The sequence below is a fragment of the Micromonospora sp. NPDC049366 genome, assembly GCF_044466625.1.
Lineage (GTDB): Bacteria > Actinomycetota > Actinomycetes > Mycobacteriales > Micromonosporaceae > Micromonospora.
In genome coordinates this window covers 1-22741 of record NZ_JBITMV010000033.1, presented here as the reverse complement: position 1 = coordinate 22741, position 22741 = coordinate 1, and the positions used below count along the sequence as shown (strand labels likewise).

Genomic DNA, 22741 nt, shown 5'->3' with positions numbered 1-22741 from the left:
GCCCCCGAACCGTCCGACGAGCCCTCCGACGAGCCGACGACGGAGCCGACCGAGGAGCCGGAGTCGCCCTCACCGGGACCGCGGTCGACCGCCGGAGCGGCACCGGTCAGCGGAAGCTGACCAGCGCCAGCCGGCGCGCCAGCAGCTCCCGGTCGCCGACGACCCGCGCCGTGGCGGTCGCCGCCCGCGCCCCGGCGGGTCGGCGGCCGCGTCGGTCACAATCGGGCGGTGGACCTCACCGAGCTGCGGGCGCTGCTGGCGCGTCATGCCCGGCCCGACATGCGTACGTCGATCGACGGGGTGCTGATCTCGAAGGTCGACCGCCGGACCCCACCGGCCACGTCGATGTCCGGCACGGTGCTGGCGTTCATCGCCCAGGGCGCGAAGCAGATCGCCCTGGGCGACCGGATGTACGAGTACCGCGCCGGTCAGTACCTGGTGGCGTCGGTCGACCTGCCGGTCACCGGCCGGTTCACCCGGGCCAGCGCCGACGCGCCGGCGCTCGGGTTCGGGCTGGTCCTGCGTCCGGCCCTGATCGCGGAGCTGCTGTCGCAGGCGGCGCCCGGTGACCTTCCGCCGCTGGCCGGCGGCGCGCCGTCGGGGATGGTGGTCAGCGACGCCCCGGACGAGCTGGGCAACGCGGTGGTCCGGATGCTGCGGCTGCTGGACCGGCCCCGCGACGCCACGGTGCTCGCGCCCCTGATCGAACGGGAGATCCTCTGGCGGGTCCTGACCGGGGAGCAGGGTGCCGCGGTCCGGCAGCTGGGGCTGGCCGACAGCAGCCTCAGTCACGTCGCGCGGGCGGTGTCCTGGATCCGTGACCACTACGCGCAGTCGTTCCGGGTGGAGGACCTGGCCCGCCGGTCCGGGATGAGCGCGTCGGCGTTCTACCGGAACTTCCAGGCGGTGACGTCGATGAGCCCCATCCAGTTCCAGAAGCAGATCCGGTTGCTGGAGGCGCGGCTCCTGCTCGCCACCCACCCCAACGACGTCACCGGTGTGGGGGTGCGGGTCGGCTACGAGAGCCCGTCGCAGTTCAGCCGTGAGTACCGCCGCCAGTTCGGCGCCCCACCGAGCCAGGACGCGGCCCGGCTGCGCGGTGTCACCCGGGCCCCGGCGCCGGCGGTCGTCTGACCGCCGGCACTCCCACGCCCCGGGGCGCGGGACCGACCCGCGCTCCCGGGGCTCGGATCGGGCGGGCCGCCGCGTGCCCGGCGGGTCAGGCGGTGACCGGCTGCCAGCGGCGGGCCAGCCACTCGGTGCGGGAGCGGCGGGCCGCGGCCGAGAGGAGGGCCGTCGGGTGGAGGGCGTCGAAGCCGTGGAAGCCGCCGGCCCAGATGTGCAGGTCGGCGTGCCCGCCGGCCGCCCAGATGCGGCTGGCGAAGTCGACGTCCTCGTCGCGGAAGACCTCGGCCGAGCCGGCGTCGATGTAGGTGGGGGGCAGGCCGGCGAGATCGTCGGCGAGCGCCGGTGACACGTACGCGGGGACGTCGCCGTCGAGTCCGTCGAGCACGCACCGCCACCCGAACTCGTTCATCTCCCGCGTCCAGACGCCCGGCCCGCCCGCGTACTGGCGGCTGGAGGTGGTGCCGTTGCGGTGGTCGAGCATGGGGCCGATCAGCACCTGGGCCGCGATCACCGGGCCGCCCCGGTCGCGGGCCAGCAGGGCGACGCCGGCGGCGAGGCCACCGCCGGCGCTGGCACCCGCCACGACGACGCGCGCCGGGTCGACGCCCAGTTCGGCCGCGTGGTCGGTGACCCAGGTCAGGCCGGCGTAGCAGTCCTCGACCAGGGTGGTGCCGCCGACCTCGGGCGCGAGCCGGTAGTCGACCGAGACCACCACCGCGCCGAGCAGCTCCAGCCACTCCAGCGGGATGTCGATCTGGGAGTAGCGGTCGCCCATCACCATCCCGCCGCCGTGGATCCAGTAGACGCAGGGGGCAGCGGTGGCCGGGGTGTGGTTCGCGGGACGCAGGACGGACAGCGGGATCGGCGTGCCGTCCGCGGCCGGGACGGTGAGTTCGCGCCGGTCCACGGCGCGGCCGTCGAGCAGCGGGCCGACGGGCTGCACCGCGAACGGTCGGATCTGGGTGAGCATCTCGGCGTCGAGGTGGGGCGCGGCGGGCAGTTGGGTGAGCAGCGTACGCAGTTCGGGGTCGAAGTCGGGTCGTGCCAGCATCAGGGTGGTCCTTCCGGAGCGGAGGGTCGGGGAGGGGTTCTCAGAAGGCGGCTTTGCCGCCGACGGGCACCTCGTCGCCGTAGTGCGACTCGCCGGCCAGCAGCGGCTGAAGCTCGGCCACCAGCGCCTGCGCCTGCTCGGTGGCGAAGAACGCGGCGTGCGCCTCCCGGCTGGTCCAGCCCTCGGTCACGTGCACCACGTCCGGGTTGCCGGCCGAGCGGCCGACCAGGAAGACGACGCAGTCCTCGTGGGGCAGCGACGGCGCGTCGAGCAGAAGCGCGACCAGTTCGTCGCCCTTGCCCGGCCGGGCGGTCATGGTGGCGTGGAAGCCGTGGTTGACGCTCATCGGATTCTCCCATTGTGGATCGGGGATCTGTTCGGTGTGAATCCAATGGTGGCCGTACCAACAGGGGGAACGTTAGAAAGATCCTCTTCCGTGTTTGCCTGATCCTGCCTGAGTTGTGACCGGCCGCCGGGACCGCCACGTCGGTCGACCGCCCGCGCCCGGCCACGACAAAGGGAGCGGTCGGGGGATGGGGCCGGGTGCCGGTGGTGAACTAACCTCCGGGCATGCGGACCGAGCGGGGCGTGCGTCGGTCCCTGCTGGCCGCCCTCGCCCTGACGGTCACGAGCATCGTCGTCAACTACTCGACCTCCGAGGTGCCGGCCTTCCTGGCCGGCAACCTCTGGATCGCGTGGACGCTGACCGGGCTCTGCGTCAGCGGTTACCTGCTGCTGGAGTTCCGGCCGGACGCACCGCCGGGCGACCTGGAGCAGGTGAGCGCCCGCGCCCGGCGACGCTATCTGCGTACCGCACTGGAACTCGACTCGATCCCGGTGGGCCCGACGGTCGAGGTCACGACGGTCGAATACGGGGAGGGCCCGCAGCGGCGGGTCCTGGTGCCCGACCGCGACCTGTGTGTTCTGCCGGCTGAGTGGTCACTGGCCGACGCGGCGGGGAAGCGGGGGGCGAGAGCCGTCGACCTGCGGGCGGCTCTGTCCGAGGCGGACCTCGCCCGGGCCACACCCCTGCCGCACCGGTTCGTCGTGCGGGGCTCCAGCCGTGCGGCGACCGTCGTCGTCCTGCACATCATCACGGACCTCGCGTACCTCCAGGCGGTCGCCAAGCGGCCGCCGAGGCGGCGCTTCGCCGGGATCGGGCTGCTCGACCGGGGTGGAATCCTGCCGTACCTCGACACCGCCGCGCTGGCCGAGGGGCGGGTCGAGGTGGTCGGCACCGTCGGGACGCCCGGCCTGGTCGTCGCCGTCGAGTGCGCGGGCGGGCGCCCCGTGTCGCGCAGCCGTTACCTGCTCGTCGTACGCTCCGGGATCCGCTATCCCGAGGACGTGTGGCTGTCCCCGGCGACCGGTCGGCCGCTGCTGTCGGACCCGGAACCGCGACGGGCCCGGGTGGCGTTCGAGTCACCTGAGCCCAACGGCCTGGCGACGGACGTCTACGCCTGTGCCGTCGACGGCCGGCGGATGGCCAACCTGACCCGGAAGGACCGGGACAGCTACGACGGTTTCGGCGACGGCGAGTCCGCGCAGTGGGTGGACCAGCGGCACCTGCGCGTCTTCTCCCACCTGACACCCGACCGGCACACCCGGATCGTCCAGGACCCCGGTCAGGCTTCGTGACCCCGGCGAACGGCCGCGTCAGCGTCGTCACGCGCGACGACCCGCCGGTCACCGGTCACGGTTGAGGGCCACGATGGTCCCGTTGAGCGCGGTGGCGAACGCCGTCCATGCGGCGTAAGGGGCCAGCGCGAGGCCGGAGAACCGGTCGGTCCGGGCGGCGCGCCGCAGCACGACCAGGTTGGAGACGTTGAGCGCGGCGATCTCGGCCAGCGCGGCCGTGGGCCGGTGCGCCCGGAAGAACAGCGCGGTCCAGCCGGCGTTGAGCGCCAGGTTCAGCGCGTACGCGCGGGTGAAGGCAGCCCGTTCGGCGCCACCGGTGCGGTTCAGCGTTCGGGTGCCGGCCACCGCGATCAGCGCGTACAACGGGGTCCAGACCAGGGGAAACGCGGCGGGTGGCGGCTGCCAGCGGGGCTTGCGCAGTCGCCGGTACCAGCGGGAGGCCGGGTCGGTGGCCACGCTGCCGGCGGCGGCCGTGGCGGCGACGGCGGCGCCGGTGGCGATCCAGGTGGGAGCTCGCATGGAGTTGCGGTACCCGCCCGGCTTCCGGTCAACCGTGGTCGGCGACGACCGCTCCGGCGCTCAGCCGGCCTCGGCGCGGTCCACGACCCCCGGCAGCGGTGTGCCGTCGGGGAAGGCCGGGTCGAGCAGCGCGACGCCGTTCTGCGGGTGGGCGCGTTCGACCAGTCCGGAGCGGGACGCCCGCTTCTCGGCCCGGTCGACGCCCATGGCCTCGTCGCGGTGCTGTTCCAGCGCCGGGTCGCACTGCCCGTCCCGGTTGAACGACCACATCAGCATCGGGTCGCCCAGCGGCAGGGCGTCGCCCGGGCCGGTGTCGTGGCGGCCGGTGTGCCAGGTGTGCCAGGTCTTGCCGTAGCTGTTCATCAGCATCGCCATCAGCGCCCGCTCGGCCGGCTCGGGCAGCCCGGGGGCGATCAGCGAACCGCCGAGCACCTCGAAGTTGTGCGGATGCCAGTAGCGGTGTTCGGCCTCCGGCAGGGTGCCGTACAACCGCTCGGACACGATGTACTCCACACCGATGAGGTTCGCCTCGGCGGTGTTGCCGTCGAACAGCACGCACTGCAGGAAGTCGTCGTTGACCTGCCGGCAGTAGTGGTGGGCCTCCATCTGCATCGCCGGGTCCTCCCGGGCCGGGTGGAAACCGACGACGTACGCGTCGAAGCCCTTCAGCGGCGTCGACTCCTGCAGGGCCTTCGCCCCGAGGTTCAGCCCTTGGTGCCAGAGGCTGGTCGACTCCCCGGGCGGTCGGAGCGGGCTGTCGCGGCGCTGGCTCGGCACTGTCGGCTCCCGTCCTGGGCGACTCGGGCTCGGTTCCGACGCTACGCCTCCGGACCGGCCGCCGGTGCTGTTCGTGACCGCGCGGGAGCCGTCGCGGAAAGTGCGACCCCGGCGGTGTGCGACGAGATCGCCCGGGTACCCCCGCAGCCCGGGGGTATCGGCGCAGGGGGAGGGACCATGAGCGACGTGACGGGTGAGCCGCGGCACGACGGGTGGACCGGCAACATGACGGGACGATTCGCCGAGGAGGTGGGCGGTATCGTCCGCGACGAGCTGCGGGCCGCCCGCGACCACGTGATCGGTGCCGTACGCCCGGCCGGCCTGGGCGTCGCCCTGCTGGCCACCGCGGGTGGCTGCCTGGTGCTCGGCGCGGGCGCCGCCTCGACGACCGTGCTGCGGATGCTGGAGACGTTCCTGCCGCGCCGGCTGGCGACGGCCGGTCTCACCGCCGGCTACCTGGCCGGGGCCCTGGTGCTCGGCCGGCTGGGGCTGCAGCAGCTGCGTGCGGCCGGTGGCGCCTCGGCCTGGCTCGCCGACGAGGTGAGCGACATGGTGTCGACCACCGCCAACCGGGTGGTGCCGGCCGGGGCCGAGGCGGCCCGCGACGCGGTCAACCGACAGGGCTGAGCCGCAGGTCGGTGCCGGGTCGGTGGGCCGTGGCCGCCGGCTGGGTGCCCGCCTCCCCCGCCCCACGGCCCGCGCACCCGCCGGCCGAGCCGTCCCCCCGCTGGTCCTGTCGAGTTGCCCGCTGGTCCTGTCGAGCTCCCCGCTGGTCCTGTCGAGTTGCCCGCTGGTCCTGTCGAGCTGCCCCAGATTTGGGGCGCCCCAAATCTGGGGCAGCTCGACAGCGTCCGAGGGAGTCATGGCCGATCGGCTCGGCCGGACGCCGCGCATCGGCCGGTCTGCGCCGCCTGTCCGGTTCCGCCCGCCGATCGGCCGGACCGCGGCCGTCGCCGTGGCCCCACGCCGCCTGACCGGTACCCGACGCTGCTGGTCGGAGGCCTCCCGCCCGACGTAGCCTTGGCCGCCACATGCGTGAACCCATGCGTGTTCCGGCCTCCGGGGGAGAGGTGGGGGGAGCCGTGAAGCGTCACGCCGCCCACTGGGCGCGGCGAGGACTGACCGTCCTCGCCGTGATCGTGGTCGCCTTCGCCGGGGTCACCGGCGGCACCCTGCTCGCCGGGCGGGTGACCGCGGACGTGGGACCGCTGACCGTACGGTTCCAGCTCAGCCCCTCCACCGACGGCGGCAGTCAGATCTCGGTGCCGCCGCTGGGGTCGCTCTTCCTCGACACCCACTCCGGCCCCGCCCGGCTGACCGCCAGCCTCGACGCGCTCGACCAGCAGCGCGCCCAGGCACTCATCGGCGCACCCGACGGACTGGCCGCCGCGGGCGCCTCCGCCCCCGACGACATCCGGGACGCCCTGATCCGGCTGGGTCTGCGCACCGTCGCCGCGTCCGTCCTCGGCACGATGCTGCTGGCGGCGTTGACGTTCCGTTCGACTCGGCGCACGGCGTGGGCCGGGACGCTCGCGCTGGCCATCACCGGCGGCGCGCTGGGCGCCGCCGCGCTCACCGTACGACCCGGCGCGATCGCCGAGCCACGGTACGAGGGGCTGCTGGTCAACGCGCCGACGCTGATCGGTGACGCCCGCCGGATCAGCGACGACTACACGCGCTACGCCGACCAGCTGCAACGGCTCGTCGGCAACGTGGGCAAGCTCTACAGCACGATGTCCGACCTGCCCGTCTACGAGGCCAGCCCGGACACCACCCGGGTCCTGCACGTCTCGGACCTGCACCTCAACCCGGCCGCCTGGCCCGTCATCCGCACCGTGGTGGAGCAGTTCGACATCGATCTCGTCATCGACACCGGCGACATCACCGACTGGGGCAGCGAGCCGGAGACCGCGTACGTGTCGATGATCCGGCAGCTCAAGGTCCCGTACGTCTACGTCCGTGGCAACCACGACTCCGCCCGCACCGCCGCCGCCGTCGCCGGTCAACCCAACGCGGTCGTCCTCGACGACACGATCACCGACGTCGCCGGGATTTGCATCGCCGGCATCGGCGACCCCCGCTTCACCCCCGACAAACAGGAGTCCGACGCCGGACCGTGGGCGGAGGGGGCGACCAGCCCGGCGGCCGCCGGTCAACGGCTCGCCGACACCGTCCGCGCCGCCGGCAGCGCCGTCGACATCGCCCTGGTGCACGACCCGGCGTCGGCCGAGCCGCTCGCCGGAACGGTGCCGCTGGTCCTCGCCGGGCACACCCACCAACGCGACGTCCGCATGCTGCCCGCGCCCGAGGGTGAGCCCGCGACACGGCTGGCCGTGCAGGGCTCCAGCGGCGGGGCCGGGCTGCGTGGGCTGGAGCACGAGGAGCCCACCCCGCTGGCCATGTCCGTCCTGTACTTCGGCCCCGACCACCGGCTCGAGGCGTACGACGACATCCGGGTGGGCGGCACCGGGCTCGCCCAGGTGAGCCTCGACCGGCGGGTGCTGGACGCGGCTCCGCCGCCGGAGGCGGCCGGGGCGGGGGCGGGGGACGTGCCGGCGCAGCCCGTCAGCCCAGCAGGTCCTCCCCACCGGTGAGCCGCAACTGGCGGCGTACGGTCACCGGCGCGCGGACAATCCTGATCTTCGTGCCTCGGTTGGCGTCGACGATGATCGCGGCGACCATGCCCGTGACGCCGGGATCGATCTCCAGCAGACCCGACATGTCGAGCTCCAGCGTCGCCGGGCGGTTGACGCGCAGGATCTCGCCCAACGTGGCGCGCAGCGCACCGACGTCGGCGCGCCCGACCGATCCGCGCAGGACGAGGGTGACCGCTCCCGCCGACCGGATCATCGAGGTGATCGAGAGGTCGCTCATCGCGTCCTGCCGTGCCGGGCCGTCAGCCACAGGGCGTTGCACACGTCGAAGACGCCGGGCACGTCCCAGGCGAGCTGCCCGGCGGCCGCGCGGGCCTGCGGGCTGCCCACCGTGCCCGTCAGGATGACGACCCGGTTCTGCACGGTGACCGTGATCTGCTGACGTCGGGTGCTCCAGTCGTTGCAGAGCCCTTGCGCGACGAGGGCGGCGAGGCGTACGTCCTCGTCCTGCGGACCCGGATCGCCCTCCGGGCCGGAGGCGGGCTCGTCGGGGTACGGCCAGGGAAGCATCATCGGTTCTCTCCGCAGGGGGACGGGGATCGGATCGGTGGTCGGCGTACGGGACAGGGTCACTCCGGCACGGCGACCGGCGCCCCGGTCGGCACCGCGGTCAGTCCGCGAAGAGCAGTCGTGCGGCTCTCCAGGACCGGGAACAGGCCGTCGAGCCGCATCGTGTGCAGCACGGTCAGCACGAACCGGGACGGTCCCACGAGGCACAGCGTGACACCGCGCTGGCGGGCCTCCTGGTGGGCGCGGACCAGGACGCCGAGCCCGACCGAGTTGATGGTCTCCACGTCGGTGAGGTCGACCAGCACGCGCCGGCCGACCTCGATCGATTCCCGCAGCGCCCGTCGTACCGCCTCCGCGGGGTCGGTGTCGACGACGGCCGGGTCGTGGCCCAGCTCGTCGAGGTCGTCGATCCCGAACAGGTGCTGCGGGCGGCCGTCGCCGTGGGCCGCGCCCGTCGCGCCGTCCGTTGCGGCGGTGACGTCGCAGCGGGGGCAGTGGTGCGGCCCGGACGCGAACGGCGAGCCGGCCCACCCGTACTCCAGCACGAGCGTCCAGACGACCTCGGCGTCGGGCAGGACGCGGGCGGTCCCGGTGATCGTGTCGCCGCAGCCGTCACAGATCAGCGTCATGGTGTGGTCCGAGGGTACGACGGTCATCGCACCTCCTCTCGATCGTCACCGGGCTGCCGCCCCGGCCGGCGGAGCAGGAACGGCCCGGCGGTGCGGCGCCCGGGGCCGGTCGTGACGTCGGCGGGGCGCTGCCGGCCGGCGAGGACGGCGAGAACCACGGCGACCCCGGCGGAGCCGGTCTGCACGACCAGCCACAACGCGTCCGGTTCGTGGACGTCGGCGCCGGCGACGCGGACGAGGATGGAGCCGAGCAGCGCGGCGGCCACGCCGAGCGCGAGGGTCAACCAGACGGGCACGGCTGTGCGTCCCGGTACGACGAACCGGCCGGCGCCGCCGACCGCGAGTCCGACGACGAGTGCGCTGACGAGCGCGCTGCCGGTCACTGACCCCTCCTGTCGTTGCGCCGTCCGCCGCTGCGGAGCGGGCGACGGCCCGTCCGCCCGGCACCTGACCACTCTCGGTGGTGATCTTGGAGGTGACCGCGCAGTCGTATGACAGTTGTGTGACAAATGGCGAGGACGGCCGGCGCGGTTGGGCGACACGCCGGCGACCGGGGATGATGCCGCTATGACGGCCGTACTGGTGATCGAGGACGACGCCCGGATCCGGCTGGCCATGGTGCTCGCGCTCGAGGACGAGGGTTACGACACACACGGGGTCGCCACCGCCGAGGAGGGGCTGCGGTGGCAGCGGACGACACCGGCGGACAACGTGCTGGTCGACCTGATGCTGCCGGGCATGGACGGCTTCGAGTGCATCCGGCAGCTGCGCCGCGACGACGACGTCCCCATCGTGGTGATCAGCGCCCGGGACGACACCCACGACATCGTGGCGGCGCTCGAAGCCGGCGCCGACGACTACGTGGTCAAGCCGGTGGCGATCAAGGAACTGTCGGCGCGTCTGCGGGCCCTGCGCCGTCGGGGTCGGGTCACGCAGGTGTCCGCGCAGGTGTTCGGTGATCTGGAGATCAGCCCCGAGGCCGGCGAGGTGCGTCGGGCGGGTCGACCCGTACCGGTCACCCGCACCGAGTTCCGGCTCCTCTGCGAGCTGGCCGAGCACGCCGGCAAGGTGCTGTCCCGCCAGCAGTTGCTGCAGCGCGTGTGGGGCTACGACACCGGCGACGAACGGCTCGTCGACGTGCACGTCGGCCGCGTCCGGCAGAAGATCGAGCCGGACCCCACCAACCCACGGCACCTGGTCACCCTCCGCGGTCTCGGCTACAAGTTGCAGCGATGACCCGCCTCGGCCTGCGTGCCCGGGTCACCGCCGGCTTCGCCGTCGGTGCGCTACTGCTCGCCGCGTCGATGGCGCTGTTCTCGTACGACCTCACCCGGCGTTCCCTGCTGGAGGAGCGGGAACGCACCGCGCTGCGCGCCGCCTACTTCGACGCGGCCGTCGTCCGCACCGGGCTGGAGACCGACGCGCCGGACGTGGTGGAGATCCTGCGGTCCCTGGACACCGGCAGCATCCGCCGTCCCCTGCTGCACCGCGAGGACCGGTGGTACGCCCGCACCGCGGAGACCGGCCCCGGCGCGATCCCCGTCGAGATGCGCCACCTCGTCCGCTCCGGCACACCGGCGGTCCAGCGGGTCCGCGTCAACGGGCAGCCCGTCCTGCTCGTCGGCGTGCCCCTGTCGGACACCACCAGCTACTACGAACTCACCTCACTGCGCGAGGTCGAGCAGACGTTCCAGGTGGTCGCCCTGACGCTGACCGCCGTGGCCATCATGATCGCGGGCTCGGGAGCGGCGCTCGGCTGGTACGCCACCCGCCGCAGCGTCCGCCCCCTGACCGCGGTGGCCGACGCCGCGGAGAAGATCGCCGCCGGGGACTTCAGCACCCGGCTCGACCCCACCACCGACCCGGATCTGACGCGGCTGTCCAGCTCGTTCAACCACATGGTCGACCAGCTCGTGCAGCGCATCGAGCGGGACCGGCGCTTCGCCGCCGACGTCAGCCACGAGCTGCGCTCGCCGTTGCAGACCCTCGCGGCCGCCGCGAGCGTCCTGTCCCGCCGGCGGGAGCAGCACGACGAGCGCACCGCCACCGCCGCGGGCCTGGTCGCCGACGAGATCGCCCGCTTCCAGCGCCTGGTCGACGACCTGATTCAGCTCGCCCGCACGGAACAACCCGCGCAGCGGCAACCCGTCGACGTCGCGGCCCTCGCCCGGGACGCCTGCCGTACCCGGGCACTGCCGGACAGCCTCGTCCACATCGACGCGACCACGCCGCGCACCTGGTCGGTGGACCGGCGTCGGGTGGAGCAGATCCTGCTCAACCTGCTCGACAACGCCGCCCGGTACGGCCGGGGCCCGGTCGCGGTGCGCCTGTCCACCCGCGGTGCCGACACCGGTGTCCTCGAAGTCGACGACCAGGGTCCCGGCGTGCCGGCCGCGGACCGGGAACTCATCTTCGGCCGATTCGTCCGCGGACGCGCCGCGCACGACCGCGCCGACAGCGACGGCACGGGCCTCGGCCTCGCCCTGGTCGCGCAGCACGCCGCGGCGCACGGCGGCCGGGCGGGCGTGACCGACCGCCCCGGCGGGGGCGCCCGGTTCTGGGTGGAGCTGCCCGGGAGGCGGCCGTGAGGGCCCGTCTCTGGGTGGTCGGCCTCGCGATCCTGCTGAGCGGGTGCGGCGTGCCGACCGACGACGTCCCGCGGGCCGTCGAGGTCCCACCCGGTCCCTTCCCGACGCCGGTCACCGCCGGCCCGACCGCGACCGGAGGGCGGGTCGACCAGACGCTCTGCTACGTACGCGACGACCGCATCGACCGGGTCGTGCGCCGCACGGACACGCTGCCCGGCGTCGAGGAGCACCTGCGGCAGCTGCTCGCCGGTCCCCGCGCGCAGGAGCGCGACCGGGGCGTGAGCAGCGCCCTGCCCGGCACGATCGCCGTCGCCGGCGCCCGGCTCGACGGCACCGTCGCCGAGGTCGACGTCCGGCCGGCCGGCGAGGAGACCGGCCGCAGCGACGAGGTGCTCGCGTTCGGTCAGCTCGTCTGCACCCTCACGTCCCGCGGCGACGTGACCGGGGTGTCCTTCCGTCGGGCCGGGCAGCCGCTGGACGTGCCCCGCGCCGACGGCTCCCTGACCCAGGGTCCCCTCACCACGGCCGACTACGCGCCGCTGCTGCGCCACGGCTGAAGGCTTGCGGACGACTACTACCATCGCCGGGACCGGCGCGCCGTAGACGGAGGTAGCGATGTCCACATCGGAGGTGCTCGTCGCGTTCGACGGCGACCTCGGCCACGCCGACCAGCTCGCCGGTGACCTCGCCGACTTCCTCACCCACCGGGATCCGACGCTGCCGGTGCAGCGCCGCCGCACCGACACGCGCAGCCAGGACTTCGGCGCCACGCTCGCGATCGTGCTCGGCTCCAGCGCGGTGACCACGCTGGCCGCCGGCATCGCGGCCTGGTTACGTCGCCGGCAGGACGCCCACCTCGAACTGCGGCGTACGCTCCCGGACGGCCGGGTGGTGCACGTGAAGCTGCGTGGCCAGGCCACCGCCCGCACGGAGCGGATCGTCACGGACTTCCTCAACGGCTGACCGGTGCTCGACCCACGACGTACGCTCGCCGTCATCTGCGGCGCGCAGGGCTGGCCGCACCTGACCCACTTCGAACCGGCCGCGGCCTTCCACAACTCCGCCACGGCCCTGCGCTCCTATCTCGGTGACGCCGACGGCGCCGGCCTGCCCGACGAGAACGTGCTGTGGCTCTTCGACGAGCCGAACGCCGTCGCCCACTACGAGCGGATCGCCGCTTTCCTCACCGCGCGACTGGCCGCCCTCGACGCGCCGCAGGGCGCCGACACGCTGGTGCTCTTCGCGTACGTCGGGCACGGCACCTTCTTCGGCCCGGCGAAGGAGTACTGCCTCCTCGTCACCGACACGCGCGCCCCCATCGAGGCCGACACCAGCCTGCGGCTGTCGACGCTCGCCGGGCTGCTGCGCGCCTGCGCGCCCCGCAGTTCGCGGCTGCTCCTGCTCGACTGCTGCTTCGCCGGGGTGGCGGCGACGTACTTCTACCAGAGCGGCGGCCCGCAGGAGATCGCGTCGGCGAAGGCCGCCGAGATCGTCCGCGCGACGCCGGGGGACCGGGGCGTGGCGATGCTCTGCGCCGCCAGCGCCGTGGACGGCGCCCGCCTGGCCGACCCCTCGACCCTCACGCTGTTCCACCGCGAACTGCTCGCCGTGCTCGCCGCCGGTGATCCGGACACCGTCGGCGCGCTCAGCCCGCGCCGGGTCTGCGACCTCGTCTACGCCGCGCTGCTCGCCTCCGGTGAGGAGCACCCGCCCCGTCCCGAGGTCCACGTCCCCGACCAGAGCGGCGGCGACCTGGGCAACGCCGGGATCTTTCCGAACCGGGCCGCACCCCGGGCCGCCGACGATCGCGGCCCGGACGGCGGCGGTCGCGCCGACGGCGGTGCGGACGGCGGTGGACCTGCCGACGGCGGCGCCGGTGGCGGCACCGACCGGACGCCCCGCTCCGACCCGTTGGCGGGGGAGGCGTTCCTCGACCGGGTGACGATGCTGCTCCGCATGCGGCAGGGCACCAGGCTCCACGTCGTCCCGGACATTCCGCTCCGCCTCTCGGACATCGTCCGCGGACACCACTCGATGGCCGACGACGAACGGCTCCTCGCCGTCCTGGACCTGTCCTACTTCCAGCGCGGAAAATCGAGCGCCGCCTTTACCGACCGGGGTTTCCGCTATCGGGCCGCCGCGCGCCACCACTCCCACGCGCTCAACCTTCCCTACGACGTGTTCCCGCGCTGCACCTTCGAGCCGGGTTTCGTGGAGCGGGGCACCCCGAGCGGCCACCGGTGGAAGGAGGACGCGGTCACCGTGACTACCCCCACCCGGACGACCGTGCTCGACTTCCCCAACATGCCGAGGGGGACGGTGCCGGCCATGCAGGAGCTCCTGCAGGACATCGCCGACCTCGTCGCGGAGCGCCAGGGCGCCACCGGCGACCAGCGGTAGGGCCACGGGCCGGTGACGGCCGGACGCACCGCCGACCGTGCTCAGCCGCGCAGGTCGCGTCGCCGGTAGCCGGCCACCCCGAGCAGGGCGAGCGCGCCGGCCGTGGCCAGCATGACCGCCGCCGCAGGCAGGTCCGGGGGCAGGCCCGGGACGGGCGCGAGGTGTGCGAACGGAGAGAGACGACCGACCCAGGGTGGCGCGCCGGTGCTGTCGGCGAGGACGTGCAGGAGGAACCCGCCGACCGCCGGCAGGGCTCCCACGGCCGTGACGGCGCCGGGCGCCCAGCCCAGCGCGAGCACCGCCGCGCCCAGACAGAGCAGCACGATCGGCAGCACGTTGACGGTGCCGGCGATCGCCGCGCCCAGCGCCAGCGGCGCGTCGACGACGACGCAGCCCACCCAGGTCAGCAGGCCCGCCCCGACGGCGAGCAGGAGCGCGCCCGCGCCGGTGACGGCGACCTCCGCCATCAGCAGCCGAACCCGGGTGACCGGCTGGGCGTAGAGCAGCGTCAGGCGACGACCGGTCTCGTCCGCGGCGACGGCCGCGACGCGGACGGCGACGAAGACGCCGACCGGGATCGCGAGCAGCGCGAACAGCGCCGCCACGTAACCCTCGACCGACCCGAGGCCGGCGAACCCGGCCTCGGCGGCGAGGTCGGCGAACCGTGGGTTGGCGGCGAGGAACTCGGTCATCGACACGGCGAGCAGACCGATCAGCAGGTAGTAGGAGCCGACGCCGGCCGCCCAGCCGAGGAGGGGGCGCGTCAGCCGTCGGGCGGCGAAACCCGGCACCGACCCCAGCAGCCACCGGCGGGGCGCGCGCACCGACGGGGCGGCCAGCCACCCGCCGCGCACGTCCCGGTGTCCGGCGGCCACCAGGGCGGCGACGACCAGCGCGGCGGTGGTGGCCGCGAGCACCACCAGCGGCAGGACACGATCGGACGCGTACGGTCGGGCCAGCGCGGCCAGCCCGAACGGGGACAGCCACCGGAGCCAGCCCAGCGCGTCCACCCCGTCACCGACCATCCGGACGAGCAGGCCCGTGCCGAGCAGCGCGACCGCCGCGCCGGTGGCCGCCCCGCGGGTGGGGAACACCTGGGCGGCGAGGGTGCCGGCGGCGGCGAAGTGGAGCCCGACCAGGGCCAGGCACGCGCCGTGCAGCACGGCACCTGCGACGGCGGTGCCGGCGGCGACGAGCGCGACCACGGTCACGAGGCCGACCGTGAGGAGCGTGCCGGCCAGCACGGCCAGGTGCCGGGCCACGATCCCGGCGACCGGCACCCGCCCGGCGGCCAACAGCTCCCACCGGCCGGCGTCCTCCTCGCCGCGGGTGATCCGGGTGGCGGTGAGCAGCCCCCACACCCCCAGCAGCACGGCGAGCACCGTGCCGGTCCGCCACACCGTGAACCCGCCGGGGTCGTCCAGGGCGATCGGCTCACCGAACAGGGTGCGGATGGCGGGGTTCTCGGCCAGGGCGGCGAGCGCGGCGGCATCGAGCGCGTCGCCGACGGTGCTCGCGTAGGTGGCGGCGACCATCGCGGACATTCCGGCGACGACACCGGCGACGATCAGGCTGCCCCGCCGGACCTGGCGCCACGCCAACCCGGTCACCGCGTGCCCGCCGGCACGTCCGCTGAGCCGGACGGCCCCCGGCGCGGGAGCGTCGACGGCGGTCACCGGGACTCCCGGGTGTAGTAGTCGAGGAAGATCTCCTCCAACGTCGGCTCGGTGATCCGTACCGCCTGGACCTGGGCGTCGGCGAGGGCGCGCAGCGCCGGTGCCGGCGGGCCGGTCAGGGTGAACCGCAGCTGCCCGGGCCCGACCTGTTCCACGGCGTCGACGCCGGCCACCGCACGCAGGTCCGGTGGCGTGCCGGTGAAGCCGACGTCGACCTGGCTGCGGTGCAGCCGGCGCAGCTGCGCGACCGGGGCGACCTCGACCAGGTGGCCGGCGCGCAGGATCGCCACCTGGTCGCACACCGCCTCGACCTCCGCCAGCTGATGGGAACTGAGGAAGACCGTCTGACCGCGGTCGCGGGCCTGGGCGACCGCGGCCTGGAACTCCCGTTCCATCAGCGGATCCAGTCCGCTGGTCGGTTCGTCGAGCACGAGCAGGGGAGCGCGGGTCGCGAACGCGGCGATCAGGGCCACCTTCTGCCGGTTGCCGGTGGAGTACGCCCGTCCCGGCACCGACAGGTCCACGGCGAACCGCTCCACCAACTCGTCCCGGTAGGCCCGGTCGACGCCCGGCCCGACCCGCCCCAGCAGCTCCAGGATCTCCGCGCCGGTCAGGGCGGGCCAGAGCGCGACGTCGGCGGGCACGTAGGCGAGCGACCGGTGCGCCACCGCCACGTCCGCGGCGTCGGTGTCGAAGATCCAGGCTCGGCCGGCGGTCGGGCGGGCCAGACCGAGCAGCAGCCGGATGGTGGTGGACTTGCCGGCGCCGTTCGGGCCGAGGAAACCGAAGACCTGCCCGGCCGGCACGGTCAGGTCCAGCCCGTCCAGCGCGTGGACGGAGCCGTAGCGTTTGGTGAGAGCGACGGTGCGGATGGCGGCGACAGCCATGGGAGGCCCTCCTGATCGACGACGGACACGACCGCCGACCAGACTTCCCGGCACACCGGTGACGAGCGTACGCGTCGGACCACGCGGGCGGAAGGTGCGCCGGTGGGCTCAACCGCGGGTCGTCTGGTCCTCGTAGACGTCCGGCACGCCGTCGGCGTCGGTGTCCCGCTCCTCGATGGTGCAGATGCCCTGGTAGTGGCGGTTGCGCGCGCGCAGGACCACGGCCGCCAGCACCGCCGCCAGCAGCGACCCGAGCAGGACCCCGATCTTGGTGTGGTCGTCGCGTTCCGTGCCGGCGCCGAACGCGAGCTCGCCGATCAGCAGGGACACGGTGAAGCCCATGCCGGCCAGCAGCGCCAACCCGAGCACGTCCCACCAGGCGAGGCCCGAGGCCAGGCGGGCCCGGGTGAATCGCTGCACCAGCCAGGTCGCGCCGAAGACCCCGACGGCCTTGCCCACGACCAGCCCGACGATCACCCCGAGCGCCACGGAGTCGGTCAGCGAGGCGCCGAGCCCGCCCGCCCCGGCGATTGAGACACCGGCGGCGAAGAACGCGAACACGGGCACCGCGACGCCGGCCGACAGGGGGCGGAACCGGTGCTCGAAGTGCTCGGCCAGCCCCGGCCCCGGCCCGGGCGTGCGACGCAGCACCGGCACGGTGAAGGCGAGGGCCACCCCGGCGACCGTGGCGTGCACCCCGGAGGCGTGCACGAGCGCCCAGGTCACCGCGGCCAGCGGCAGCAACACCCACCAGGACCGCACCCGGCGCTGCACCAGCACGCCGAAGATCGCCAGCGGGACCAGCGCCCCGAGCAGCGGGAGGAAGTGCAGCGAGCTGGTGTAGAAGATGGCGATGATCACGATCGCGAGCAGGTCGTCGACGACCGCGAGCGTCAGCAGGAAGGTCCGCATCGCCGCCGGCAGGTGAGTGTTGATCACCCCCAGCACGGCGAGGGCGAACGCGATGTCGGTCGCCGTCGGGATCGCCCAACCGGTCAGGGCGTCGCCTCCGGCTCCCGCGTTGAACGCCACGTAGATCAGGGCCGGCACCGTCATGCCGCCGAGCGCGGCGGCCACCGGCAGGACCGCCCGGCGGGGCTGACGCAGGTCACCGGCGACGAACTCCCGCTTGAGCTCCAGCCCGGCCACGAAGAAGAAGATCGCCAGCAGGCCGTCGGCCGCCCACGCCGCCAGGGACAGGTCCAGGTGCAGGGCGGCGGGTCCGATCTCGGCGTCGCTCAGCGCCCGGTACGAGTCGGACCACGGCGAGTTGGCCCAGGCGAGCGCGAGCACCGCCGCGGCCAGGAGCAGGAGCCCTCCGACCGTCTCCGTGCGCAGGATGTCCCCGACGCGTCGAACTTCCGGCCAACTACCCCGGGAGAAGAGGTGCGGCGTGCGGCTGCCGGGCGGGGTGGCCATCAGGGTGCCTCCAACGGGGTCGACGAGGGGACCGCCGACCAGACTTCCCGGCACACCTGACCCAACACTATCCGATGCGCGATCATGACGCGCCGTGGGAGGGCGGGCCACCGTGGCGCGCGTCCGGCCCGGCCCGGCTGACGCCGGGCCGGGCCGGGCCGCGACCCGTTGAGGCTCAGTTCGACCAGTTGGCGAACGCCCCGACCTCGTAGGAGCCGCCGCGCTGGTGCACGATCACCGCGAGCCGGTTGGCCGCGTTGATCAGGGCGACCAGGGCGACCAGCGCCGCGATCTGATCGTCGTCGTAGTGCTTGCGCACCTGCGCCCAGGTCTCGTCGGACACGCCCTGGTGGGCGTCGGCGAGCCGGGTGCCCTCCTCGGCGAGCGCCAGCGCGGCCCGCTCCGCCTCGGTGAACACGGTCGACTCGCGCCAGGCGGCGACCAGGTGCAGCCGCACCGAGGTCTCGCCGGCGGCCAGGGCCTCCTTGGTGTGCATGTCGATGCACCAGCCGCAGCCGTTGATCTGGCTCGCGCGCAGGGACACCAGCTCCTGCGTCGACGCCGGCAGCGGCGACTGGTGGATCACCAGGCCGGCGTTGGCGAAGCGCTTGGCGAACTTGACGGCGATCTCGTTGGCGAACATGTTGAACCGGGTGTCCATCGTTGCGTCCTCACTGCTCGTGTGCACTGGACGACCATGGGATGCCGGTCACCCGTTCGCCGTGACAGCACGGCCACGTGACGCGCGACACGTCGACGGTCGCCGGGCGGGTGTCACAGCGGGCCGCCGGTCGGCATCTGATGAGTGACCCGGTTCGGAGCGAAGAGGAGCCCACCATGCCCGGCACGGCGCAGACCCGACCCGACGACCGGAGCCCCGGCAGCGGCGAGCGCCCGGACGCCGCCACGGAGGTGTTCCTCGCCCACCGCAACCTGCTCTTCACCGTCGCGTACGAGATGCTCGGCTCGGCCGCCGACGCGGAGGACGTTCTGCAGGAGACCTGGCTGCGATGGGTGGGCGTCGACCCGGACCCGGTCCGGGACCCGCGGGCTTACCTCGTCCGGATCACCACCCGGCAGGCCCTGATCCGGCTGCGTACGCTGCGCCGGCGCCGGGAGGCGTACGTCGGTTCCTGGCTGCCCGAGCCGCTGCTGACCGCACCCGACGTGGCCGAGGACGTCGAGTTGGCCGACAACGTCTCGATGGCGATGCTGCTGGTGCTGGAGACGCTCGCGCCGACGGAGCGGGCGGTGTTCGTGCTGCGCGAGGTGTTCGACCTCGGGTACGACGAGATCGCCGAAGCGGTCGACAAGAGCCCGACCGCGGTCCGGCAGATCGCCCACCGGGCACGGGCGCACGTCGCGGCGCGCCGGCCACGCCGGGTCGTCTCGGCCACCGACACCCGGCACGCGCTCGACGCGTTCCAGCGGGCCGTGGAGACCGGCGATCTGCAAAGCCTGCTCGACATCCTCGCCCCGGACGTCGTCCTGCTCGGTGACGGCGGCGGGATCAAACAGGCCGTGCTGCGCCCCGTGGTGGGGGCCGAGAAGGTCGTCCGCCTGCTGACGGCCGGGCTGGGGCGGGTCGCCGGCACCGTCGCGCTCACCTCGGCGCAGGTCAACGGCTACCCGGCGCTGCTCTTCCGGATGAACGGCGAGCTCGACACCGTCATGGCCGTCCGCATCGACGACGGACTCGTCACCGGGCTCTACGCCGTGCGTAACCCGGAGAAGCTGTCGCACATGGCGGGGGAGAACATGCTGCGTCGGTGAGAGCGGCCGCGGTGACGTGACGTCGGCGGGGCGGGTGGGTCAGTTCCAGGGCTCGGCGTCGGGATCCTCGCCCAGCAGCCGGGCGCTCTGCTCGCACAGGTCCGCACCGAACAGTTGGTTGCCCCGGCTGTCGGTGCCCCACGTCTCGTCGGCGCGGGCGGCGACGGCCCGCCAGCTGTAGCCGTCGGCACGCCACCGCCGGACCTGCTGGGCGATCTCGGTGGTCAGGATCAGCCCCCACACGTCGCGCACGCCTCGAATCTACGGCGACCGACCCGGCCCGGCGCGGGCGGCATGTCGACGAGGCCGGATCGCGACGCGCGGCGGCGTACTGTGATCGTCCCGCTGCTTTCGGTAGAGTACGGGCCCTGATCGTCGGAGGGTGCCGGGATGACTCGACGGTGCGGGCGGTGGAGACCGGCGGCGCTGCGTCTCGGGCTCCTGCTCGCCGCCACCGCGGTCGCGTGGGCCACCCACGAGGCCGTGACCGCGCCGGCGGCGCACGCCGCCGACCGTCCGGACCGCACGGTGGTCGGCGCCACGATCGACGTGCTCACCGGCGTTCTCCGCCCCGTCCTCACGGTGGTGACGCCGCCGGTGCCGCGCCCCGCCGACGACACCGCCGCGGCGACGCCGCCGGCCGCCCCCGACGCCGGCCGGCCGGCACCGCAGGCACCGGCAACGCCGGGCAAGCCGCCGGCGGCTCAGCCGGCCCAGCCGGGCGAGCCGACCCAGCCGAATCAGCCGGGCAAGCCGGCACCGACGGTCCAGCCGGGTCCGGCGTCCTTCACGGCCCGCACGGGTGCGGCGACGGCCCGGCACGGCGCGGCGACGCACCGACCCGCCACGGACCGGGCGGTTCCGCCGTCGGCACGCCCGCACCGGGCCCCCGAACACGTCGTGGACCGGTCCCCTCACCACGGTGCGGCGGGGCCGGCGCTGGCTCTCCTGACCCCGGTGACGGAGGCCCTGCGGCCCGTCACCGAGCCGGTGAGCGCGACGGTGCTCGCCCCACTGGCCGACCTCGTCGGCCCGGTCCTCCAGCCGCTGGCCCCGGTACTCATGCCCGTCGGCGCCGCGCTGCGACCCGTCCTCGCGCCGCTGGCCCCGGTCGTGGAACCCCTCGCACCGGTGACCGACCTGCTGATCCCACCCGCCGAACCCCAACCCGCCCCGCCCCCCGCGGCCAGCCCGACCGACCCCGTCGACCCGTGGGTGCCCGAGGCCCGGCCGCCGTCCCCGGGCGTGACGGTCCCACCGCCACCTCCCTCCGCAGCTGCCGATCCGGCTGGGCGCCTCGGCCCGGTCGCCGGCAGCGGCACCACGTGGGTCGCCCACCGGGCGGTGGCGGCCGCGACACCGTCGGCTTCTGCGGCGGCGCGCCCGCACGGCGCCGACGCGCACGACCCGGGCCGGCAGCACGCCGACCACGCCCCGGTCGCCCCGGCGGCCGGCGCCAGCGGCGCGGGGTCGCCGCACGGCGCCGGCGGCGGCCACACCGTCGACGCGGAGGCCGCCCGGGTGTGCTGGACACCGCCCGTCCCGCTGTCGCTGACGCGTACGGCCGCCGGTGGCGACGCCTTCTGCTCTCGCTCGCCCCGCCCGGGCACCCGACCGGCCTGACCGGTCCCACCCTCGCCCGTCGCGAGCCCCGCCCCGCGTCATACCTGTCAGCCTGACGGCCCCTGGTGGCCCCCGCGTCGGCCCGCCGTGCCCGAGTCACGGCCCGCCGGCCGCCTCACCGATCGCCCGCTCACCACGGTGACCTGGAGTTACCCATGAATGTGAAGTCATCTGTCGTTCGTGGACGATGGTGCGACCTCGACCGGATCGTCGACCTCGTCACCGAGGCCCTCGTCCCCGGTAGGCTCGCCGCCTGGCTCGTGCCGGACGCGCGACACCGGTCCGCGGTCATCGCCGCCGCGGCCCGCATGTGGATCGAGCACGCGCTGCTCTTCGGCGACGTGTTCCTGCTTCCCGACGGCACCGCGGCGACGGCCTGGTTCCACCGTTACCGACCGCTGCCGCCCCCGGCCCACTACGCCGACCGCGTCGCCGCGATGTGCGGCGTCGACCAGGATCGGTTCCTGCACCTCGACCGGGCTCTCGCCGCGGGTAGGCCGGCCGAGGCGCACAACCACCTCGCCCTGCTGGCCGTGCCAGGGCGCCACCGGACCCGACGTGCCGCCGCGGTCGTCGCGGGCGCCCAACGGTGCATGGACACCCTCGGCCTGCCCACGTACGCGGACGTCTTCACCGACGGCGACCTGGCCCTGTTAGCCCGACAGGGCTACACCCACCGGCGCATCCTCCCCGTCGGCGGCCGGGTCACCGCCCACGCGATGTGGCGGCCCGCGCCGACCGGCCGACCGCACCGTCCCGCCCGTGAGGCGGTGCGCCACGCCTGGGCTCCGCCGCTCGACAACCAACCGATCCCGACCGGGCGGTGAGGCGCCGTGCGGGGCCCGATGGTCCGGGCCCCGCACCGTCATCCCGGGCCCTTCTTCGTGCGGTCGCCTGTCGGCGGGGCTGCTCGGCGCGTTCGACCTCTTCCTAGAGGTCGAAGTGGTCAGGCGTTGCTGCTCTCGGGATGGCTGGCGTCGCCGGCGTCCCGGTTCGCGTACGGCCGCGTCGCTGGGCGGGCTGATGGATGTGAAGCGGTGACTTGCTGGAGTCCGCCGCAGTTCCGTCATTCGAGACACCAATCCCACGTGCAGTGCCGTGACCTCATCCTTCAGGCTGGAGACCTCTTCGGCGAGCCCGGATGGGCTGGGCGTGAAGACCGGTGGGGGACGACGTCCGTTGTACGGCGGGGGACATATTAAACCGGCCAGGGCGTGCCCATCAGTACAAAGGCGTCGGTGGGGCGGGCGCCGCTGACGACTTGAGACATAACGCCGTGCCACAGGTTTCGGCTGGCACATAATTTATGCGCAGTAGTCGCAGTGGCTCGACGGAACGTGTCAAGGGAATGAGGCCAACGGGAGTTAAGCGGCTTGGAGTTTGGGCTGGGTTTCCTGGTCGGGCTGGTTGATCCAGACCTGGTCGGGCAGGTCGAGGATTTTGGGCAGTGGCCGGCTGGTGCCGAATCG

Annotated in this window: 25 protein-coding genes; 12 read left to right on the top strand and 13 right to left on the bottom strand. The window is 74.2% G+C overall.

Annotation, left to right across the window (positions count from 1 at the left end; genetic code table 11):
- Positions 1-228: 228 nt before the first annotated feature.
- Positions 229-1134, top strand: a complete 906-nt coding sequence (locus ACIBTV_RS30100; protein ID WP_396710344.1) for an AraC family transcriptional regulator N-terminal domain-containing protein — start codon at positions 229-231, stop codon at positions 1132-1134.
- Between the two features lie 85 nt (positions 1135-1219).
- Here the strand turns inward: ACIBTV_RS30100 and ACIBTV_RS30095 are convergent, their stop codons facing one another.
- Complete coding sequence (locus ACIBTV_RS30095) at positions 1220-2179, bottom strand: alpha/beta hydrolase (RefSeq protein ID WP_396710342.1); 960 nt, start codon at positions 2177-2179, stop codon at positions 1220-1222.
- Positions 2180-2219: 40 nt separating this feature from the next.
- Positions 2220-2525, bottom strand: a complete 306-nt coding sequence (locus ACIBTV_RS30090) for a putative quinol monooxygenase (RefSeq protein ID WP_396710340.1) — start codon at positions 2523-2525, stop codon at positions 2220-2222.
- Between the two features lie 224 nt (positions 2526-2749).
- Between ACIBTV_RS30090 and ACIBTV_RS30085 the strand changes: the two genes are divergently transcribed.
- A complete protein-coding gene (locus tag ACIBTV_RS30085) occupies positions 2750-3817 on the top strand; it encodes a hypothetical protein (protein WP_396710339.1) in 1068 nt (355 codons plus the stop codon).
- A gap of 48 nt (positions 3818-3865) precedes the next feature.
- On the opposite strand, the gene ACIBTV_RS30080 is transcribed toward ACIBTV_RS30085, so the two are convergent.
- Positions 3866-4336 carry a TspO/MBR family protein gene (locus ACIBTV_RS30080; protein WP_396710338.1) on the bottom strand — a complete coding sequence of 157 codons (471 nt, stop codon included), beginning with the start codon at positions 4334-4336 and terminating at the stop codon, positions 3866-3868.
- 60 nt (positions 4337-4396) lie between these two features.
- The gene (locus ACIBTV_RS30075; RefSeq protein WP_396710337.1) at positions 4397-5113 is read right to left on the bottom strand and encodes an OBAP family protein; all 717 of its coding nucleotides are present in this window, start codon (positions 5111-5113) and stop codon (positions 4397-4399) included.
- A 177-nt stretch (positions 5114-5290) separates the two neighbouring features.
- Between ACIBTV_RS30075 and ACIBTV_RS30070 the strand changes: the two genes are divergently transcribed.
- Both ACIBTV_RS30070 and ACIBTV_RS30065 read left to right on the top strand, forming a co-directional pair.
- The gene (locus tag ACIBTV_RS30070; RefSeq protein ID WP_396710335.1) at positions 5291-5740 is read left to right on the top strand and encodes a phage holin family protein; all 450 of its coding nucleotides are present in this window, start codon (positions 5291-5293) and stop codon (positions 5738-5740) included.
- A gap of 416 nt (positions 5741-6156) precedes the next feature.
- Positions 6157-7707: a metallophosphoesterase gene (locus ACIBTV_RS30065; RefSeq protein WP_396710355.1), complete on the top strand. Its 1551-nt coding sequence runs from the start codon at positions 6157-6159 to the stop codon at positions 7705-7707.
- On the opposite strand, the gene ACIBTV_RS30060 is transcribed toward ACIBTV_RS30065, so the two are convergent.
- From ACIBTV_RS30060 to ACIBTV_RS30045, 4 genes are read right to left on the bottom strand one after another with little or no spacing between them, the layout of a single operon-like run.
- Positions 7679-7987 carry an STAS domain-containing protein gene (locus tag ACIBTV_RS30060; RefSeq protein ID WP_396710333.1) on the bottom strand — a complete coding sequence of 103 codons (309 nt, stop codon included), beginning with the start codon at positions 7985-7987 and terminating at the stop codon, positions 7679-7681. The two genes, ACIBTV_RS30065 and ACIBTV_RS30060, sit on opposite strands and share 29 nt — an antisense overlap.
- Positions 7984-8280, bottom strand: a complete 297-nt coding sequence (locus tag ACIBTV_RS30055) for a BON domain-containing protein (protein ID WP_396710331.1) — start codon at positions 8278-8280, stop codon at positions 7984-7986. The genes ACIBTV_RS30060 and ACIBTV_RS30055 overlap by 4 nt, the downstream gene beginning before the upstream one ends.
- A 56-nt stretch (positions 8281-8336) precedes the next feature.
- Positions 8337-8933 (bottom strand): STAS domain-containing protein, encoded by a 597-nt coding sequence (locus ACIBTV_RS30050; RefSeq protein ID WP_396710330.1) that lies wholly within the window; start codon positions 8931-8933, stop codon positions 8337-8339.
- The gene (locus tag ACIBTV_RS30045; RefSeq protein ID WP_396710328.1) at positions 8930-9289 is read right to left on the bottom strand and encodes a hypothetical protein; all 360 of its coding nucleotides are present in this window, start codon (positions 9287-9289) and stop codon (positions 8930-8932) included. The genes ACIBTV_RS30050 and ACIBTV_RS30045 overlap by 4 nt, the downstream gene beginning before the upstream one ends.
- 184 nt (positions 9290-9473) lie before the next feature.
- On the opposite strand from ACIBTV_RS30045, the gene ACIBTV_RS30040 reads away from it, so the two are divergent.
- The 5 genes from ACIBTV_RS30040 to ACIBTV_RS30020 are packed head-to-tail and all read left to right on the top strand — an operon-like array spanning position 9474 to position 13894.
- Positions 9474-10142 (top strand): response regulator transcription factor, encoded by a 669-nt coding sequence (locus tag ACIBTV_RS30040; RefSeq protein WP_396710326.1) that lies wholly within the window; start codon positions 9474-9476, stop codon positions 10140-10142.
- Positions 10139-11494 carry a sensor histidine kinase gene (locus tag ACIBTV_RS30035; protein ID WP_396710324.1) on the top strand — a complete coding sequence of 452 codons (1356 nt, stop codon included), beginning with the start codon at positions 10139-10141 and terminating at the stop codon, positions 11492-11494. Before ACIBTV_RS30040 ends, ACIBTV_RS30035 begins: the two co-directional genes overlap by 4 nt.
- A complete protein-coding gene (locus ACIBTV_RS30030; RefSeq protein ID WP_396710322.1) occupies positions 11491-12051 on the top strand; it encodes a GerMN domain-containing protein in 561 nt (186 codons plus the stop codon). Before ACIBTV_RS30035 ends, ACIBTV_RS30030 begins: the two co-directional genes overlap by 4 nt.
- Positions 12052-12109: 58 nt before the next feature.
- Positions 12110-12457 (top strand): hypothetical protein, encoded by a 348-nt coding sequence (locus ACIBTV_RS30025; protein ID WP_396710320.1) that lies wholly within the window; start codon positions 12110-12112, stop codon positions 12455-12457.
- A 3-nt stretch (positions 12458-12460) separates the two neighbouring features.
- A complete protein-coding gene (locus tag ACIBTV_RS30020) occupies positions 12461-13894 on the top strand; it encodes a hypothetical protein (RefSeq protein ID WP_396710318.1) in 1434 nt (477 codons plus the stop codon).
- A 41-nt stretch (positions 13895-13935) separates the two neighbouring features.
- On the opposite strand, the gene ACIBTV_RS30015 is transcribed toward ACIBTV_RS30020, so the two are convergent.
- From ACIBTV_RS30015 to ACIBTV_RS30000, 4 genes are all read right to left on the bottom strand, one after another.
- Positions 13936-15570: an ABC transporter permease gene (locus ACIBTV_RS30015; protein WP_396710316.1), complete on the bottom strand. Its 1635-nt coding sequence runs from the start codon at positions 15568-15570 to the stop codon at positions 13936-13938.
- Positions 15567-16457 carry an ATP-binding cassette domain-containing protein gene (locus ACIBTV_RS30010; RefSeq protein ID WP_396710315.1) on the bottom strand — a complete coding sequence of 297 codons (891 nt, stop codon included), beginning with the start codon at positions 16455-16457 and terminating at the stop codon, positions 15567-15569. Before ACIBTV_RS30010 ends, ACIBTV_RS30015 begins: the two co-directional genes overlap by 4 nt.
- Before the next feature lie 108 nt (positions 16458-16565).
- A complete protein-coding gene (gene nhaA, locus ACIBTV_RS30005) occupies positions 16566-17876 on the bottom strand; it encodes a Na+/H+ antiporter NhaA (RefSeq protein ID WP_396710313.1) in 1311 nt (436 codons plus the stop codon).
- 175 nt (positions 17877-18051) lie between these two features.
- Positions 18052-18537 carry a carboxymuconolactone decarboxylase family protein gene (locus ACIBTV_RS30000; RefSeq protein WP_396710312.1) on the bottom strand — a complete coding sequence of 162 codons (486 nt, stop codon included), beginning with the start codon at positions 18535-18537 and terminating at the stop codon, positions 18052-18054.
- Between the two features lie 176 nt (positions 18538-18713).
- Here ACIBTV_RS30000 and ACIBTV_RS29995 point away from each other — a divergent pair, with 176 nt between their 5' ends.
- Positions 18714-19649 carry an RNA polymerase sigma-70 factor gene (locus tag ACIBTV_RS29995; protein ID WP_396710310.1) on the top strand — a complete coding sequence of 312 codons (936 nt, stop codon included), beginning with the start codon at positions 18714-18716 and terminating at the stop codon, positions 19647-19649.
- Between the two features lie 39 nt (positions 19650-19688).
- Here the strand turns inward: ACIBTV_RS29995 and ACIBTV_RS29990 are convergent, their stop codons facing one another.
- Complete coding sequence (locus tag ACIBTV_RS29990; protein ID WP_396710308.1) at positions 19689-19901, bottom strand: hypothetical protein; 213 nt, start codon at positions 19899-19901, stop codon at positions 19689-19691.
- 138 nt (positions 19902-20039) lie between these two features.
- Between ACIBTV_RS29990 and ACIBTV_RS29985 the strand changes: the two genes are divergently transcribed.
- On the top strand, positions 20040-21272 hold the full coding sequence (locus ACIBTV_RS29985; RefSeq protein ID WP_396710306.1) for a hypothetical protein: 1233 nt from the start codon (positions 20040-20042) through the stop codon (positions 21270-21272).
- 155 nt (positions 21273-21427) lie between these two features.
- The gene (locus ACIBTV_RS29980; RefSeq protein ID WP_396710304.1) at positions 21428-22099 is read left to right on the top strand and encodes a hypothetical protein; all 672 of its coding nucleotides are present in this window, start codon (positions 21428-21430) and stop codon (positions 22097-22099) included.
- Positions 22100-22741 lie beyond the last annotated feature (642 nt).

Coding starts and splice junctions, on each gene's coding strand:
- ACIBTV_RS30035 (WP_396710324.1), top strand. CDS start 10,139: ATGACCCGCCTCGGCCTGCGTGCCCGGGTCACCGCCGGCTTCGCCGTC.
- ACIBTV_RS30025 (WP_396710320.1), top strand. CDS start 12,110: ATGTCCACATCGGAGGTGCTCGTCGCGTTCGACGGCGACCTCGGCCAC.
- ACIBTV_RS29995 (WP_396710310.1), top strand. CDS start 18,714: ATGCCCGGCACGGCGCAGACCCGACCCGACGACCGGAGCCCCGGCAGC.
- ACIBTV_RS30050 (WP_396710330.1), bottom strand. CDS start 8,933: ATGACCGTCGTACCCTCGGACCACACCATGACGCTGATCTGTGACGGC.
- nhaA (WP_396710313.1), bottom strand. CDS start 17,876: ATGGCCACCCCGCCCGGCAGCCGCACGCCGCACCTCTTCTCCCGGGGT.
- ACIBTV_RS30055 (WP_396710331.1), bottom strand. CDS start 8,280: ATGATGCTTCCCTGGCCGTACCCCGACGAGCCCGCCTCCGGCCCGGAG.
- ACIBTV_RS30080 (WP_396710338.1), bottom strand. CDS start 4,336: ATGCGAGCTCCCACCTGGATCGCCACCGGCGCCGCCGTCGCCGCCACG.
- ACIBTV_RS30060 (WP_396710333.1), bottom strand. CDS start 7,987: ATGAGCGACCTCTCGATCACCTCGATGATCCGGTCGGCGGGAGCGGTC.
- ACIBTV_RS30085 (WP_396710339.1), top strand. CDS start 2,750: ATGCGGACCGAGCGGGGCGTGCGTCGGTCCCTGCTGGCCGCCCTCGCC.
- ACIBTV_RS29985 (WP_396710306.1), top strand. CDS start 20,040: ATGACTCGACGGTGCGGGCGGTGGAGACCGGCGGCGCTGCGTCTCGGG.
- ACIBTV_RS30070 (WP_396710335.1), top strand. CDS start 5,291: ATGAGCGACGTGACGGGTGAGCCGCGGCACGACGGGTGGACCGGCAAC.
- ACIBTV_RS30000 (WP_396710312.1), bottom strand. CDS start 18,537: ATGGACACCCGGTTCAACATGTTCGCCAACGAGATCGCCGTCAAGTTC.
- ACIBTV_RS30040 (WP_396710326.1), top strand. CDS start 9,474: ATGACGGCCGTACTGGTGATCGAGGACGACGCCCGGATCCGGCTGGCC.
- ACIBTV_RS30090 (WP_396710340.1), bottom strand. CDS start 2,525: ATGAGCGTCAACCACGGCTTCCACGCCACCATGACCGCCCGGCCGGGC.
- ACIBTV_RS30095 (WP_396710342.1), bottom strand. CDS start 2,179: ATGCTGGCACGACCCGACTTCGACCCCGAACTGCGTACGCTGCTCACC.
- ACIBTV_RS29980 (WP_396710304.1), top strand. CDS start 21,428: ATGAATGTGAAGTCATCTGTCGTTCGTGGACGATGGTGCGACCTCGAC.
- ACIBTV_RS30065 (WP_396710355.1), top strand. CDS start 6,157: ATGCGTGTTCCGGCCTCCGGGGGAGAGGTGGGGGGAGCCGTGAAGCGT.
- ACIBTV_RS30010 (WP_396710315.1), bottom strand. CDS start 16,457: ATGGCTGTCGCCGCCATCCGCACCGTCGCTCTCACCAAACGCTACGGC.